We start from the raw sequence: 15,512 nt of genomic DNA, 5'->3' as shown, positions 1-15,512 counted from the left end.
TGCCGGAAAGGAATTCCTGGCGATGACCCGTCACACCCTGTCGGTCCTGGTCGAGAACAAGGCCGGTGTGCTGGCCCGCGTCTCGGCGCTGTTCAGCCGGCGCGCGTTCAACATCGAGTCACTGGCCGTCGGCCCGACCGAGAACCCCGACCTGTCGCGGATGACGATCGTCGTCGACGCCGAGTCCGCGCCGCTGGAGCAGGTGACCAAGCAGCTGAACAAGCTGATCGAGGTCATCAAGATCGTCGAGCTGGACGGCAGCGCGGCGGTGCAGCGGGAGCTGCTGCTGGTCAAGGTGCGCGCGCCGCTGGCCGAGCGCACCACCGTCCTGCAGACGGCGGAGCTGTTCCGCGCGCGCGTCGTCGACGTCAACACCGACACCGTGACGCTCGAGGCGACCGGCACCCCCGACAAGCTGCAGGCCCTGCTCGCCGTCCTGGCCCCGCTGGGGATCAAGGAGATGGCGCAGTCGGGCACCGTCGCCCTGGGCCGGGGGCCGCGCTCGATGAGCGGCGCCGGTACCTTGCGCCCGGTCGACCGAACCGCCTAGCACACCGATCGGCCCTCCTGCAGGGTCCCGTTGCGAGCTCGCGAGCAACGGGGGGCAGGAGGGTCCTTACCCTCCGAAGGAGCACCACCGCATGGCCGCCGAGATCTTCTACGACGACGACGCCGACCTCTCGATCATCCAGGGGCGGACCGTCGCCGTGATCGGCTACGGCAGCCAGGGCCACGCCCACGCGCTGTCGCTGCGCGACTCGGGGGTCGACGTCCGCGTCGGCCTCAAGGAGGGCTCGGCGAGCCGGGCCAAGGCCGAGGCCGAGGGCCTCCGGGTCGTCACGCCCGCCGAGGCCGCCGCCGAGGCCGACCTGGTCATGGTCCTGGCGCCGGACCACGTCCAGCGGAGCCTGTACACCGAGTCGATCGAGCCCAACCTGCAGGACGGCGACGCGCTGTTCTTCGGCCACGGATTCAACATCCGGTTCGGCTACGTCAAGCCCCCGGCCGGCGTCGACGTCGCCATGGTCGCCCCCAAGGGCCCCGGCCACCTGGTGCGCCGCGAGTTCGAGAACGGCAAGGGCGTGCCCTGCCTGGTCGCCGTCGAGCAGGACGCCAGCGGCTCGGCCCAGGCGCTGGCGCTGTCCTACGCCAAGGCCATCGGCGGCACCCGCGCCGGCGTCATCAAGACGACCTTCGCCGAGGAGACCGAGACCGACCTCTTCGGTGAGCAGGCCGTCCTCTGCGGTGGTGCCAGCGCCCTGATCACCGCCGGGTTCGAGACCCTCACCGAGGCCGGGTACCAGCCCGAGATCGCCTACTTCGAGTGCCTGCACGAGCTCAAGTTGATCGTCGACCTCATGTACGAGGGCGGCATCGCCAAGCAGCGCTGGTCGGTGTCCGACACCGCCGAGTACGGCGACTACACCTCCGGTCCGAAGATCATCGACGCCCGCGTCAAGGACGCCATGAAGGACGTGCTGGCCCGGATCAAGGACGGCTCCTGGGCGGCGGAGTTCATCGCCGACCAGGACGCCGGTGCCCCGGACTTCAGGCGTCGCCGCGCCGAGGCCGAGGCGCACCCGATCGAGGAGACCGGCCGCAAGCTGCGCGGCCTCATGAGCTGGGTGTCGGCCTCCGACGACTACACCGGCACCGCCGCCCGCGGCTGACGAAGGACCCCCCTGCCCCCACCGCTCGCAGGCTCGCGGCGGGACCCTGCAGGGGGGCCGCCTGCCCCCCACCGCTCGCAGGCCCGCGGCGGGACCCTGCAGGGGCGCCGGGACGGGCCTGACGGCGATCGGCCCCCGCTGCCGGCAGGCAGCGGGGGCCGTCGTGCGTCCGGGGAGGGTCAGTAGCCCTGGCCCCGGGCCGCGAAGTACTGCTTGGACGGCGGCTGCAGCAGCAGCGCGGCGATCGCCGCGGTGATGACGATGCCCAGGACGCCGTTGGCCGCGCTCCCGCCGGTGGCCACCAGCGAGGCGACGAAGCTGAGCACGCCGACCGCGACCAGCGCGTAGCTGGCGTACAGCAGCAGCTTCGGCGCCTGGCCCCGGAGGACGTTGATCCCGCCGACGAGCAGCGCGACGTAGAGCGTCAGCGACAGGAGCAGCAGCAGGCCGACCACCGTGGCGCCGAGCTCGAAGGCGGCGAGCATCACGACCAGCGACAGCAGCGCCCCCAGTGCACCCCACACGATCCCGACGACCGCTGCGGCGGTGACCGGCGTCGGCCGCTTGCCGGCGGGCGGGCCGCCGTAGGGGGCGGGGCCCCCGAATCCGCCGGGCGGCTGACCGTAGGGGACGGGACCGCCGGGCTGCTGGCCGTACGGCGGCTGCCCGGGCGCGCCGTAGCCGGGCTGCTGGCCGGGCGTGCCGTACCCGGGCCGGCCGCCCGCCGCGTCGTCCTTCTCGAAGCTCGGACCTGTCATCGTTCCTCCTGGACTGCGGTTGCGCCGGGTCGGCGGCCGGTGGCGGAGTGTATGGGCCCCGGACACCACGAGGGGGTCCGCCCGGGCAGGCGGACTCCCTCCGGTGACCGCGGTCAGCGCCCGCGGCGGGCGCGGTGCGCGGCGAAGAAGGCGGCGGCCGGCTTCAGGGACAGCAGGACGACGATCGCCAGCGCGGCCAGGAAGAACAGCAGGCTGGTGATGATGCCCCCCGCCCCGGCGGTGTCGGCGTCGGCCAGGTTGCCGATCAGCCCGAACAGGGTGAAGGCCAGGGCGATCGAGCCACCGACCAGCAGCATCACCCGGCTGCGTCCGGTCAGGGCCCACACCGAGCCCCAGATCGTGATCACGGTCCAGATCAGCGCCAGCAGTCCGAACACCAGGATCACACCGCCGATGGCCCCGGCCACCGACTCGAAGCCGGGCAGCTCGCTCTCGAGGTCATCCGACCCGGCGCCGGTGGCGAAGACCCCGGCGAAGATGGTGACCAGGCTGATCAGCACACCGATCGCCCCGAAGACGAAGCCGAGGACGGCCGCGGTCACCACCCCTCCGGGCTTGGCCGGGACGGCGCCCTGACCGTACTGCTGCCCGTAGCCGTACTGGCCGTACTGCTGGGCGTAGCCGGGCTGCTGGCCGTACTGCTGGGCCGAGCCGGACTGGTCGTACGGCTGGGGATACGCCGACTGGCCGTACGCCGGCTGGCCGTAGCCCTGCTGGCCGTAGCCCTGCTGGCCGTAGCCGGGCTGGCCGTACCCCGGTTGGCCGTAGCCCTGCTGGCCGTAGCCGGGCTGGCCGTAGCCCGGCTGGCCGTAGCCGGGCTGCCCGTACTGCGGCGCGGAGCCGGGCTGGCCGTACTGCTCGCCGTACCCCTGCTGCGAGTACGGCTCCTGGCCCGCCCGGCCGGCCTCCTGACCCTCCTGACCCTGCTGGCCCTGCTGGCCCTGCTGGCCCCAGGCCGAGGCGCCGGCCGGCTGGTCGCCGGAGGCCCGTCCCTGCTGGCCGTACTGCTCGCCGTGCGGCTCCTGCCCGTACTGTCCCTGGCCGTACGGGGAGGCCCCGCCCGCGCCCTGGTCGTTGCCGTGGTTGCTCATGGTCTCCTCCGCAGGCGCCGGCCGGTGCCGGTATCGCTCGCCGCCAGCATGCGCAGGCGGTGTCGGCAGGGGCAAGCAGGCCACTCCCCCAGGCGAGGTGTCGTGGCAGCTGGGGCGTCCCGTTCCCGGTCGGTGACGGGGCCGGGGCTGACGGGGGCGTGCACCGGTCGCCTCCTTAGGCTGTACTCCCGTGACCGAGAGCGCGCCCGTCGTCCTGATCGCCGAGCAACTCGCCCCGAGCGTGCTGGAGGTGCTCGGCAGCGACGTCGAGGTCCGTCACGTCGACGGAGCCGACCGGTCCGCGCTCCTGCCGGCGCTCGCCGACGCCGCCGCGGTCATGATCCGCAGCGCCACGCAGATCGATGCCGAGGCCCTGGCCGCCGGCCCGAACCTCAAGGTGGTCGCCCGCGCCGGCATCGGCCTGGACAACGTCGACGTCGCCGCGGCCACCGAGCGCGGCGTCATGGTGGTCAACGCGCCGACGTCGAACATCGTCAGCGCCGCCGAGCACGCCGTCGCCCTGCTGCTGGCCGCCGCGCGGCAGATCCCGGCCGCCGACGCCTCGCTGCGCGAGGGCACCTGGAAGCGGTCGAAGTTCATGGGCGTCGAGGTCACCGACAAGGTGGTCGGCGTGGTGGGCCTGGGCCGCATCGGGCAGCTGGTCGCCCAGCGTCTGGCCGCCTTCGGCACCACGCTGATCGCCTACGACCCCTACATCCAGCCCGGCCGCGCCGCCCAGCTCGGGGTGCGCATGGTGCCGCTGGAGGAGCTGCTGCGCGAGGCCGACTTCATCAGCATCCACCTGCCCAAGACCCCCGAGACGCTCGGGCTGATCGGCGCCGACGAGCTGGCCACCACCAAGCGCGGCGTCATCATCGTCAACGCCGCCCGCGGCGGGCTGGTCGACGAGGCGGCGCTGGCCGACGCGCTGGCCTCGGGCCAGGTGGGGGCCGCGGGCCTCGACGTCTACGCCAAGGAGCCCTGCACCGACAGCCCGCTGTTCGAGCTGCCCAACACCGTCGTCACCCCGCACCTGGGTGCCTCGACGACGGAGGCGCAGGACAAGGCCGGCACCGCCGTCGCCCACTCGGTGCGCCTGGCGCTGCAGGGGGACTTCGTGCCCGACGCGGTCAACGTCCAGGCCGGCGGGGTCGTCGCCGAGGACGTGCGGCCGGGCCTGCCGCTGGCCGAGAAGCTGGGGACGGTGTTCACCGCCGTGGCCGGCGGCCTGGCCCAGTCGGTCACGGTCGAGGTCCGCGGCAAGCTCGCCGAGTTCGACGACTCGGTGCTGCAGCTGGCCGTCCTCAAGGGCGTGTTCTCCGACGTCGTCGAGGAGCAGGTCACCTACGTCAACGCGCCGCTGCTGGCCGAGCAGCGCGGCCTCGACGTCACGCTGACCAGCGACCTCGAGAGCCCCGACTACCGCAACCTCGTCCGGGTGCGCGGCGCCATGGCCGACGGCCGCGAGGTGGCCGTCTCGGGCACGCTCTTCGGCAAGAACCAGGTGCCCAAGCTGGTCGAGGTCGACGGCTTCGACATGGACCTCGACCTGTCCGGCCACCTGCTCTTCTTCGTCTACACCGACCGCCCGGGCGTCGTCGGCGCCGTCGGCGCAACGCTGGGGGAGGCGGGCGTCAACATCGCCGGCGCGCAGGTCAGCCGGACCACCCGCGGCGGCGAGGCGCTCATGGCGGTGACCGTCGACAGCCCGGTCAGCACCGAGTTGCTCGGTGACATCGCCGGCCGGATCGGGGCCCGCGAGGCCCGCTCGGCCGACCTCGACCCGCGCTGACCTAGGGTCGTCGCCATGCGCCTGGCAGTGATCGCGGGAGACGGCATCGGCCCCGAGGTGGTGGCCGAGGGCCTCAAGGTCCTGGGCGGGATCGCCCCGGACCTCGAGACGACGCCGTACGACCTGGGCGCCGCCCGCTGGCAGCGGACCGGCGAGCTGCTGCCGGACACGGTGCTCGACGAGCTGCGCCAGCACGACGCGATCCTGCTCGGCGCCATCGGCGACCCCGGCGTCCCGCCGGGGATCCTGGAGCGCGGGCTGCTGCTGCGGCTGCGCTTCGAGCTCGACCACCACGTCAACCTGCGCCCGGCGAAGCTGTTCGACGGCGTGCGCAGCCCGTTGGCCGACCCGGGCGAGATCGACATGCTCTGCGTCCGGGAGGGCACCGAGGGCCCGTACACCGGCAACGGGGGCGTCCTGCGCCGCGACACCCCGCAGGAGGTGGCCACCGAGGTCAGCCTCAACACCGCCTTCGGCGTCGAGCGCGTCGTCCGGTACGCCTTCGAGCGGTCGCAGGCGCGTCCGCGCCGACACCTGACGCTGATCCACAAGACGAACGTGCTCACCCACGCCGGGTCGCTGTGGTCGCGCACGGTGGAGGAGGTGGGCGCGGAGTTCCCCGAGGTCACCGTCGCCTACCAGCACGTCGACGCGGCGTCGATGTTCTTCATCACCGACCCGGGGCGCTACGACGTCATCGTCACCGACAACCTCTTCGGCGACATCGTCACCGACGTCGCCGCGGCGGTCACCGGGGGCATCGGGCTCGCCGCCAGCGGCAACCTCGACGCGTCGGGCGCCCACCCGAGCATGTTCGAGCCGGTGCACGGCTCGGCCCCCGACATCGCCGGGCAGGGGATCGCCGACCCGACGGCGACGGTCCTGTCGGTCGCCCTGCTGCTCGAGCACCTCGGCCGGGCCGACCAGGCACGCAAGATCAACGCCGCCGTGGCGTTCGACCTGTCCACCCGCGACCCGCGTGGCCCGGTGCGGACGACCGAGGTCGGCGACCGCCTGGCCGCCCTCGCCGGCGGCTGAAGGAAGGGACCCGACCCGTTGCAGGGTCCCGCCGCGAGCTGGCGCGGTGGGGGGCAAGGGGTCCTCTCTCTCGCGAGCTCGGCGTGGGCCCTGGAGGGTGGCCGACCCCGACCCCGACCCCGGCCCGACCCCGGCCGTGCGGGGCGGGGAGGGCGGGGTGCGTGCTTTACTCGACGCGATGTCCAGCACCGCCCCCGTCATCATCACCACGTAGCGCGCAGTCACCTCCCCGACTGCGCGCAGACCTCCCGTACCCGGGGGGTCTTCTTCGTGTTCGGGGCAGCTGCCGTCTCCCGGAGGACACCGTGCCCACACCGCCTCGCACCTTCGACGTCTTCGACACCACGCTGCGCGACGGCGCCCAGCGCGAGGGGATCAGCTTCTCGGTCGCCGACAAGCTGGCCGTCGCCCGGCTGCTCGACGAGATCGGTGTCGGTTACATCGAGGGCGGCTGGCCGGGGGCGCTGCCCAAGGACACCGAGTTCTTCGCCCGCGCCCGCACCGAGCTCAAGCTGCGGCACGCGGTGCTGGTCGCCTTCGGCGCCACCCGCCGGGCCGGGGTGCGGGTGGCGGACGACCCGCAGGTGCAGGCCCTGCTGGACGCCGAGACGCCGGTGGTCTGCCTGGTCGCGAAGTCCGACGTCCGGCACGTGCGCGACGCACTGCGGACGACGCTCGAGGAGAACCTCGCGATGGTCGGCGACACCGTGGCCCACCTGGTCGCGCACGGCCGGCGGGTGTTCCTCGACTGCGAGCACTTCTTCGACGGGTATGCCGCCGACCCCGACTACGGCGTGCGGGTGCTCGAGGCCGCCTTCGCCGCCGGCGCGGAGGTCGGCGTCCTGTGCGACACCAACGGCGGGATGCTGCCGATGGGCGTGGGCCGGGTGGTGGCCGACGTGCACGCCCGGGTGAGCGGCAGGCTGGGCATCCACTGCCAGGACGACACCGGCTGCGCCGTCGCCAACTCGCTGGCCGCCGTCGAAGCCGGGGTGACCCACGTCCAGGGCACCGCCAACGGCTACGGCGAACGGGCCGGCAACGCCGACACCTTCGCACTGGTCGCCAACCTGGTCACCAAGATGGGCCTGCCGGTCGTGCCCGCAGAGTGCCTGGGCGAGCTGCAGCGGGTCAGCCACGCGATCGCCGAGCTGGCCAACATCGCCCCCGACGACCACCAGCCCTTCGTCGGCGCCTCGGCGTTCGCGCACAAGGCGGGGCTGCACGCCAGCGCGATCAAGGTCAGCCCCGAGCTGTACAACCACCTCGACCCGGCGCTCGTCGGCAACGACATGCGCATCCTGGTCACCGAGATGGCCGGCCGCGCCTCGGTGGAGCTCAAGGGCCGCGAGCTCGGCGTCGACCTCGACGGGCACGCCGACGTCGTCGGACGGGTGGTCGACCGGGTCAAGGTGCTCGAGGCCGACGGCTGGTCGTTCGAGGCCGCCGACGCCTCGTTCGAGCTGCTGCTGCGCGCCTCGCTGCCCGGCGCCCCCGACCCGCTCTTCGAGCTGGAGAGCTACCGGACGACGGTCGAGCACTGGGGCAACGGCGTCGTCGTCAGCGAGGCGACGGTGAAGGTGCTGCTGCCCAACGCCGACGGCACGGTCGAGCGGGTCATCAGCACCGGGGAGGGCAACGGCCCGGTCAACGCGCTCGACAACGCGCTGCGCCAGGCCCTGGTCAGCCGCCACCCGCAGCTCGCCGACGTCTCGCTGGCCGACTACAAGGTCCGCATCCTCGGCTGGAAGGGCGGCTCCAGCGCCACGACCCGGGTGCTCGTCGACACCACCGACGGCGTCGGCGAGTGGACCACCGTGGGCGTCCACGACAACATCGTCGAGGCCTCCTGGCACGCCCTGGTCGACGCCCTCACCTACGCCGTCCGCTGCCGGTAGGGGCGCCGCCACGATCAGATCTCCTGATCGTCGCCGGTGTCGCTCAGGTCCTCGGCCGGACCTCGCCCATCGGGCCGAAGCCGCTGACCTCGGGTGCGTCGACGTAGATGATCTGCGGCTGCTCGGCGACCAGGTCCGACATCCAGTCGAACGCGGCCTTCGCGTGCGGGGTGGCCACGTGCGAGGCGCCGGCGTCGGAGTCGCGGAAGCCCTCGATGCAGACGAACGTGTTCGGGTCCTCGACGCTGCGGGACCACTCGAAGAACAGGCTGCCCTCCTCGGCGTTCACCGCCCGCGCGTACTCGTCGGCGTGGGTCCGGAACTCGTCGATGCGGTCGGGGCGGACGGGGAACTTGATGACGATCAGGATCACGGTGCCTCCTCGGCGGTCAGGTGGGGGTCAGAGCGGGTCGAGCCGACTCCGCAGCAGGCAGAACGGGTTCCCCTCGGGGTCGGCCAGCACGTGCCAGCTCTCCTCGCCGGTCTGGCCCACGTCAGCGGGCGTGGCGCCCAGGTCCAGCAGCCGCCGCAGCTCGGCGTCCTGGTCGCGGTCGGTGGCGTTGAGGTCCAGGTGCAGCCGCGGCTTGCCGGGGGAGGGGTCGGACACCGGCGCGAACACCAGCGTCGGCGCGGGACCGCCGAAGCCGGCCTCCGGGCCGATCTCCACCGCCCCGTCCTCGTCGCGGCCCAGCACCCCGTAGCCGAGGACCTCGGCCCACCACGCGGCCAGCGCCTCGGGGTCGCGGCTGTCGATCACGAGCTCACTGAAGCGGGCGGCCACGCTCCCGACCGTAGGGGGATCCCGGCGGTCGGGCAGCACGGCCGGGAGGACGCCGGGAAGCAGCGGAGCCCGGCCTCCGGCCGGTCAGTAGCCTCGACGACGTGCGCATCGTCCGCTTCGCCTCGCCCTCCGGCATGTCCTTCGGTGTCCTCGACGGCGACGGCCAGGTCGCCCAGATCGAGGGGCACCCGTTCGGGACCATCTCCTTCACCGGTCAGCGCTTCCCGCAGGCCGACGTCCGGCTGCTCTCGCCGATCCTGCCGAGCAAGGTGGTCTGCGTCGGCAAGAACTACGCCGAGCACGTCAAGGAGATGAACACGGGGGACGCCCCCGAGCGGCCGCTGCTGTTCCTCAAGCCCTCGACGTCGGTCATCGGCCCGGGCGACGCCATCCGCATCCCCGCCGGCAGCACCAACGTCCACCACGAGGTCGAGCTGGCCGTCGTCATCGGTGCCCGCGGCGCGCGCTCGATCGCCCCCGAGCAGGTCCCGGCGAGCGTCTTCGGCTACACGATCGCCAACGACGTCACCGAGCGGGACATGCAGAAGAGCGACGGGCAGTGGACCCGCGCCAAGGGCTTCGACTCCTTCTGCCCGCTGGGCCCCTGGATCGAGACCGACCTGGGCGGCCTGGGCAAGGACCCGGCCGACCTGGCGATCACCTGCACCGTCGACGGCGAGCTGCGGCAGTCCGGGCGCACCAGCCAGCTGCTGTTCGACGTCGCGACGCTGGTCTCCTACATCTCGCAGGTCATGACCCTGCTGCCCGGCGACGTCGTCCTCACCGGCACCCCCGCCGGCGTCGGACCCATCCGCCCCGGCCAGCGGGTGGAGTGCGCGATCGAGGGACTGGGCTCGCTGACCAACGGCGTCAGCGGGGCCGACACGACCTCCACCGCCGCCGGGAGCGCCCGGTGAGCGACGTGCGCACGCGCTTCTGTCCCTCGCCGACGGGGATGGTGCACGTCGGCCTGCTGCGCACCGCGCTGTTCAACTGGGCGCACGCCCGGCACACCGGCGGCACGTTCGTCGTCCGCATCGAGGACACCGACGCCGCCCGCGACTCCGAGGACTCCTACCGCCACCTGCTCGACAGCCTGCGCTGGCTGGGCCTGGAGTGGGACGAGGGCCCCGAGGTCGGCGGCCCGCACGGCCCCTACCGGCAGTCGCAGCGCCACGACGTCTACCGCGAGGTGGCCGCGAAGCTGGTCGAGGCCGGGCACGCCTACGAGTCCTTCTCCACCAACGAGGAGGTCGACGCCCGCCGGCGGGCCGCCGGGCAGGACCCCAAGCTCGGCTACGACAACGCCGACCGGTACCTCACCGACGCGCAGAAGGCCGCCTTCCGCGACGAGGGCCGCGAGCCGGTGCTGCGGCTGCGGATGCCCGACGAGGACCTCGCCTGGACCGACCTGGTGCGCGGCGAGGTCCGCTTCGCCGCCGGGTCGGTGCCCGACTTCGTCGTCGTCCGCGCCAACGGGGTGCCGCTCTACCCCTTCGTCAACCCCGTCGACGACGCGCTGATGGGCATCACCGACGTCCTGCGCGGGGAGGACCTGCTGCCCTCCACGCCCCGGCAGCTCGCCCTCTACGCGGCCCTGCAGGACGTCGGTGTCGCCGGCGGCCCCCCGCGCTTCGGCCACCTGCCCTACGTGACCGGCGAGGGCAACAAGAAGCTGTCCAAGCGCGACCCCCAGTCCAACGTCGACGTCTACCGCGAGCGCGGCTTCGTGCCCGAGGGGTTCGCCAACTACCTGGCGCTGCTGGGCTGGTCGATCGCCGAGGACCGCGACGTGTTCTCGATGGCCGAGATGGCCGAGGCCTTCGACGTCACCCGCGTCAGCGCCAACCCCGCGCGCTTCGACGTCAGGAAGGCCGAGGCGATCAACGCCACGCACGTGCGGCAGCTGCCGGTCGAGGAGTTCGTCGACCGGGTCGTGCCCTTCCTCGCCGGCGCCGGCCTGGTCGCCGACCCGCCCACGCCCGAGCAGGACCGGGTGCTGCGGGCAATCGCGCCGATGGCGCAGGAGCGCACCGTGGTGCTCTCCGACGTCGTCGGGCTGGTCGGCTTCCTGTTCACCGACGAGGTCGCCATCGACCCCGCCGCCGCTGCCAAGAACCTGCGCCCGGAGGACGCCGAGGTGCTGACCGCGGCCTCGGCGGCCCTCGAGGGACTGGGGGAGTGGACGACCGCGGCGATCGAGACGGCGCTCAAGGAGGCGCTGGTCGAGGGCCTCGGGCGCAAGCCGCGGCAGGCCTTCGGGCCGGTGCGCGTGGCGGTCAGCGGCCGCACGGTCTCCCCGCCGCTGTACGAGTCCATCGAGCTGCTGGGCCGCGAGCGCACGCTGACCCGCCTGACGGCGGCCCGGGAGGCGGCGGGGTGACCGTCCCGCCGTGGCCGGGCCCCCACCCCGGGGGGTGGCCGGACGAGCCGTACACCGGCCCGCCGCCCACCGGCCCCTACGCCGCCCCGCCCCGCGTCCCCGGCACCTATGCCGGAGCGCCGGGCGCGGCAGCGCCGTGGCTCCCCGCCGGTCCGCCGGGAGCCGGCGTGCCCGCCGGCCCGGTGCCCTGGCCGCTCGGGCCGGTGCCGATGCAACCGGGCCCGCACGGTGTCGCCGGCCCCCACCCCGGTCCCGGGCCGCTGCCGCCGGGGCTGCGGCTGGCCCCGCCGCCCGGGACGCCCCCGCACGACGAGCCGGTGCCCTACCTGCTGGCCATGCGCGCACGGGACTGGGCCTGGTGGCGGCCGCTGCTCGGGTTGCTGCTGTTCGCCGTCGCCTACGGGGTGGCGGCCTTCGTCGTCGTCCTGCTGGTGCTCCTCACCGGCGTCGCGCCGGACCTGCAGCTGCTCGACCTCGTCGACCCCGGCGTGCTGCTGCTGACCAACCTCTCGCTGATCGTCGCCATCCCCATCGTCTGGCTGCTGTGGGTGGCCGCGCACGGGATGCAGCCGGGCTGGTCCTCGTCGGTGCTGGCCCGGCTGCGCTGGCGCCTGTTCCTGCCCCTGACGCTGCGGGCCCTGGCCACCCTCGGCGTCGGCATCGGCCTGTCGGTGGGGCTGGGGTTCCTGCTCGACGACGGCGCGGTCACCGGCCCGGTCGACGACCTGCTCTGGCTGCTGCTCGTGGTGGTGTTCACCACGCCGATCCAGTCCGCCGCCGAGGAGTACGTGTTCCGCGGCTACCTCAGCCAGGCGATCGCCGGGTGGATCCGCGACCCGCGGGCCGGCGCGCTGGTGGCCGCCGTCCTCACCGCGGCGCTGTTCTCGGCCGCGCACGCCCCCGGCGACGTCGTCACCTTCCTCGACCGGTTCGCCTTCGGCCTGGCCGCCTCGGCCGTGGTGTGGCTCACCGGCGGGCTCGAGGCGGCGATCGTGCTGCACGCGGTCAACAACGTGCTGGTGTTCTTCCTCGCCGGGACGCTGGGCGACGGCGTGGCCACCGAGGAGGTCCCCGCGGGCGTCGGCCTGCTGTCCCTGCTGCTCACGCTGCTGTCGATGGGCGCCTACGTGGCCGTGGTGGCGACCTCCAGCCGGCGGCTGCGCCCCGAGCTGGTCACGCCCGCCCTGGACCTGCGCGTCCCGGCCGGCGACCCGCGGACCCGGGGGTGGTGACACCCTGCCCACGCGCATCGGGTATGGTCTTCCCCGGCGCCGCGAGGTGCCGGCCAAGCCTTGGGGTATGGGGTAATTGGCAGCCCGACGGTTTCTGGTTCCGTTAGTCTAGGTTCGAGTCCTGGTACCCCAGCGAGGAAGCAGCACCTCCTCAGCACCACCGGAAACACCGCACCACCGCACGGCCCCGTCGTCTAGCGGCCCAGGACGCCGCCCTCTCACGGCGGTAGCGAGGGTTCGAATCCCTTCGGGGCTACAGCGCAGCGAGAGCCCCCGGTCACCGGCCGGGGGCTCTCGTGCGTCCGCCCCCGGTCGCCGGGCGCGCGGGCGCCCGTGGCACCATGGAGCCCGTCCGGCCCCGTCGTCTAGCGGCCCAGGACGCCGCCCTCTCACGGCGGTAGCGAGGGTTCGAATCCCTTCGGGGCTACAGCGGCACCACCTCCCAGGGCCCCCGGTCTCCCGGCCGGGGGCCCTCGTGCGTCCCCGTCCCGGCTTCGAGTGGCTGGGCGATCACCGTCGGGGCTAGCGTTCCCGAGGCCCACCCCCGCGGGCCGCGACGGGAGGCCAGACACGGTGATCCGGACGAGCCGCCGACTAGCGGACGGGCGGGAGATCCTCTACTTCGACGCGGAGGACTCCCCGGCTCCCGAGCACGTCGCCGAGGACACCCGTGACCTCCCGCCGCTGAGCACCCACTCGCAGCTGCGCCGGGACGCCCTCCTCGGTGAGGAGGTGGTCATCGCCGCGCACCGGCAGAGCCGCACCTTCCTGCCTCCGGCCGATCAGTGCCCGCTGTGTCCCTCCCGCCCCGGCCGGCCCACCGAGGTGCCGGAGTCCGACTACCAGGTCGTCGCGTTCGAGAACCGCTTCCCGTCGCTGGCCACCTCCGTCGACCAGGACGTCCCGCCGACCGCCCCGGGCGCCCCGCTGGCCGCGCTGCGTCCCGGCTTCGGCCGCTGCGAGGTGGTGCTGTTCACCAGCGACCACGACCAGCACTTCGCCGGGCTCGGCCACGACCGGGCCCGCCTGGTGGTCGACGTCTGGGCCGACCGCACCGCGGAGCTGAGCCGGATCGACGGCGTCGAGCAGGTGTTCTGCTTCGAGAACTCCGGCGAGGAGATCGGGGTGACGCTCGCGCACCCCCACGGGCAGATCTACGCCTACCCGTTCGTGACGCCACGGGTGGAGCGGGTGCTGGGCTCGGTGCGCCGGCACCGCGAGGGGACCGGCGGTGACCTGTTCGCCGAGGTCGTCGACGCCGAGCGCGCCGGCCCACGGGTGGTCGCCGCCGACGACCACTGGGTCGCCTTCGTGCCGGCCGCGGCCCGCTGGCCCTACGAGGTGCAGCTGTTCCCGACCCGCCGGGTGCCCGACCTGCCCGCCCTCGAGGACGCCCAGCGCGACGCCCTGGCCACGGTCTACCTCGACGTCCTGGGCCGCTTCGCACACCGCTTCGACACCCCGATGCCCTACATCGCCTCCTGGAACCAGGCGCCGGTGCACGCCGGGCGCGAGGACTGGTGGCTGCACCTGCAGCTGTTCTCGCTGCGCCGGGCCCCGGGCAAGCTGAAGTACCTGGCCGGCTCGGAGTCGGGGATGGGCGCCTTCATCACCGACACCAACCCGGAGGACGTCGCCGAACAGCTGCGGGCGGTGGTCGTCCCGTGAGCGACCGGCCCCTGGACGACGCGGCCGCGGCCGAGCGCGCCGTCGCGGCCTTCACCGAGCGGTTCGGCGCCGCGCCGGAGGGCGTCTGGGCGGCGCCGGGCCGGGTCAACGTGATCGGCGAGCACACCGACTACAACGGCGGGCACGTGCTGCCGGTGGCCCTGCCGCACACCACCCGCGCCGCGGTGGCCCGCCGCGACGACGGCCGGCTGGTGCTCGTCTCGCGGCAGCACGCCGACGCCGACGCCGACGTCGCCGTCGCCGACCTCGCGCCCGGCACCCCGGGCGGCTGGGCCGGCTACCCGGCCGGCGTCGTCGCCGAGCTGCGCGCGTCCGTGCCCGGCGGGCTCAGCCTGCTCGTCGACGGCGACGTCCCCGCCGGGGCGGGCCTGTCCTCGTCGGCCGCGCTGGAGTGCGCCGTCGCCCTGGCCCTGCGCGACCTGCTCGCCCTCGACCTCGGACCGGGCGACCTGGTCGACGTCGCCCGGCGCGCGGAGAACGACTTCGTCGGCGCGCCCACCGGCATCCTCGACCAGTCCGCCTCGGTGCTGTGCACCGCCGGGCACGCCCTGTACCTCGACACCAGCGACCGCAGCAGCGAGCAGGTGCCCCTCGACCTCGACGCCGCCGGCCTGGCGCTGCTCGTCCTCGACTCCGGCACCACGCACGACCACGCCGAGAGCGGCTACGGCGACCGGCGCCGGGAGTGCGAGGAGGCCGCGGAGCGCCTCGGCGTCGACCTGCTCTGCCAGGTCCGCGACGTCGCGGACCTCGACCGGCTCGACGACGGCACCGAGCGCGGGGCGCTGCTGCTGCGCCGGGCACGGCACGTCGTGAGCGAGGACGCCCGCGTGCGCGAGGTCGTCGGGATGCTGCGCGAGGGCGGTGACCCGCACGCCGTCGGACCGGTGCTCACCGCCGGCCACGCCTCGCTGCGCGACGACTTCGAGGTCTCCGTGCCGCTGCTCGACGCCCTCGTCGAGGCGGCCGTCGAGGCCGGTGCCCACGGCGCCCGGATGGTCGGCGGCGGGTTCGGCGGCAGCGCCGTGGCCCTGGTCGACGCCGCGGCGGTGGACGTCGTCACCGCCGCCGTGGCCGATCGCTTCGCGCGCGAGGGAGCCGGTGCCCCGCGCGCGTTCGTCGTCGTCCCCTCGCCCGGGGCGCGGCGGCTCACATGAGA

General features: G+C 74.0%; 14 protein-coding genes and 3 tRNA genes. 13 read left to right on the top strand and 4 right to left on the bottom strand.

What is annotated here, in order from left to right; genetic code table 11:
- Positions 1-22 precede the first annotated feature (22 nt).
- Positions 23-550 (top strand): acetolactate synthase small subunit, encoded by a 528-nt coding sequence (gene ilvN, locus ABQ292_RS04575; protein ID WP_204691206.1) that lies wholly within the window; start codon positions 23-25, stop codon positions 548-550.
- A 91-nt stretch (positions 551-641) separates the two neighbouring features.
- Positions 642-1,670, top strand: coding sequence for a ketol-acid reductoisomerase (gene ilvC / locus ABQ292_RS04570; protein ID WP_369203687.1), 1,029 nt, complete (start codon positions 642-644; stop codon positions 1,668-1,670).
- Positions 1,671-1,849: 179 nt separating this feature from the next.
- Here ilvC and ABQ292_RS04565 read toward each other — a convergent pair whose 3' ends face one another.
- A complete protein-coding gene (locus tag ABQ292_RS04565; RefSeq protein WP_369203685.1) occupies positions 1,850-2,428 on the bottom strand; it encodes a hypothetical protein in 579 nt (192 codons plus the stop codon).
- Positions 2,429-2,541: 113 nt separating this feature from the next.
- Positions 2,542-3,540: a hypothetical protein gene (locus tag ABQ292_RS04560; protein WP_369203683.1), complete on the bottom strand. Its 999-nt coding sequence runs from the start codon at positions 3,538-3,540 to the stop codon at positions 2,542-2,544.
- Positions 3,541-3,730: 190 nt separating this feature from the next.
- Here ABQ292_RS04560 and serA point away from each other — a divergent pair, with 190 nt between their 5' ends.
- The 3 genes from serA (at position 3,731) to cimA (ending at position 8,268) form a co-directional block, all read left to right on the top strand.
- On the top strand, positions 3,731-5,332 hold the full coding sequence (gene serA / locus ABQ292_RS04555) for a phosphoglycerate dehydrogenase (RefSeq protein WP_369203681.1): 1,602 nt from the start codon (positions 3,731-3,733) through the stop codon (positions 5,330-5,332).
- A gap of 15 nt (positions 5,333-5,347) precedes the next feature.
- Complete coding sequence (locus ABQ292_RS04550; RefSeq protein ID WP_369203679.1) at positions 5,348-6,370, top strand: 3-isopropylmalate dehydrogenase; 1,023 nt, start codon at positions 5,348-5,350, stop codon at positions 6,368-6,370.
- A 305-nt stretch (positions 6,371-6,675) separates the two neighbouring features.
- Positions 6,676-8,268, top strand: a complete 1,593-nt coding sequence (gene cimA, locus ABQ292_RS04545; RefSeq protein ID WP_369203677.1) for a citramalate synthase — start codon at positions 6,676-6,678, stop codon at positions 8,266-8,268.
- 43 nt (positions 8,269-8,311) lie between these two features.
- On the opposite strand, the gene ABQ292_RS04540 is transcribed toward cimA, so the two are convergent.
- The gene (locus tag ABQ292_RS04540; RefSeq protein WP_369203675.1) at positions 8,312-8,641 is read right to left on the bottom strand and encodes a putative quinol monooxygenase; all 330 of its coding nucleotides are present in this window, start codon (positions 8,639-8,641) and stop codon (positions 8,312-8,314) included.
- Between the two features lie 27 nt (positions 8,642-8,668).
- Complete coding sequence (locus ABQ292_RS04535; protein ID WP_369203673.1) at positions 8,669-9,049, bottom strand: VOC family protein; 381 nt, start codon at positions 9,047-9,049, stop codon at positions 8,669-8,671.
- Between the two features lie 101 nt (positions 9,050-9,150).
- Between ABQ292_RS04535 and ABQ292_RS04530 the strand changes: the two genes are divergently transcribed.
- From ABQ292_RS04530 to galK, 8 genes are all read left to right on the top strand, one after another.
- A complete protein-coding gene (locus tag ABQ292_RS04530) occupies positions 9,151-9,966 on the top strand; it encodes a fumarylacetoacetate hydrolase family protein (RefSeq protein ID WP_369203671.1) in 816 nt (271 codons plus the stop codon).
- Complete coding sequence (gene gltX, locus ABQ292_RS04525) at positions 9,963-11,432, top strand: glutamate--tRNA ligase (RefSeq protein WP_369203669.1); 1,470 nt, start codon at positions 9,963-9,965, stop codon at positions 11,430-11,432. The genes ABQ292_RS04530 and gltX overlap by 4 nt, the downstream gene beginning before the upstream one ends.
- Positions 11,429-12,664, top strand: coding sequence for a CPBP family intramembrane glutamic endopeptidase (locus ABQ292_RS04520; protein WP_369203667.1), 1,236 nt, complete (start codon positions 11,429-11,431; stop codon positions 12,662-12,664). Before gltX ends, ABQ292_RS04520 begins: the two co-directional genes overlap by 4 nt.
- 61 nt (positions 12,665-12,725) lie before the next feature.
- Positions 12,726-12,797, top strand: a tRNA-Gln gene (locus ABQ292_RS04515).
- 50 nt (positions 12,798-12,847) lie between these two features.
- Positions 12,848-12,920, top strand: a tRNA-Glu gene (locus tag ABQ292_RS04510).
- A 98-nt stretch (positions 12,921-13,018) separates the two neighbouring features.
- A tRNA-Glu gene (locus tag ABQ292_RS04505) sits at positions 13,019-13,091 on the top strand.
- Between the two features lie 146 nt (positions 13,092-13,237).
- Positions 13,238-14,332 (top strand): galactose-1-phosphate uridylyltransferase, encoded by a 1,095-nt coding sequence (gene galT, locus ABQ292_RS04500; RefSeq protein WP_369203665.1) that lies wholly within the window; start codon positions 13,238-13,240, stop codon positions 14,330-14,332.
- Positions 14,329-15,510, top strand: coding sequence for a galactokinase (gene galK / locus ABQ292_RS04495; protein ID WP_369203663.1), 1,182 nt, complete (start codon positions 14,329-14,331; stop codon positions 15,508-15,510). Before galT ends, galK begins: the two co-directional genes overlap by 4 nt.
- Positions 15,511-15,512: the final 2 nt, after the last annotated feature.

Origin of the sequence: Geodermatophilus maliterrae (assembly GCF_041018925.1) — a bacterium.
Taxonomy (GTDB): Bacteria; Actinomycetota; Actinomycetes; order Mycobacteriales; family Geodermatophilaceae; genus Geodermatophilus; species Geodermatophilus maliterrae.
This window is presented reverse-complemented; position numbering and strand designations above follow the sequence as displayed.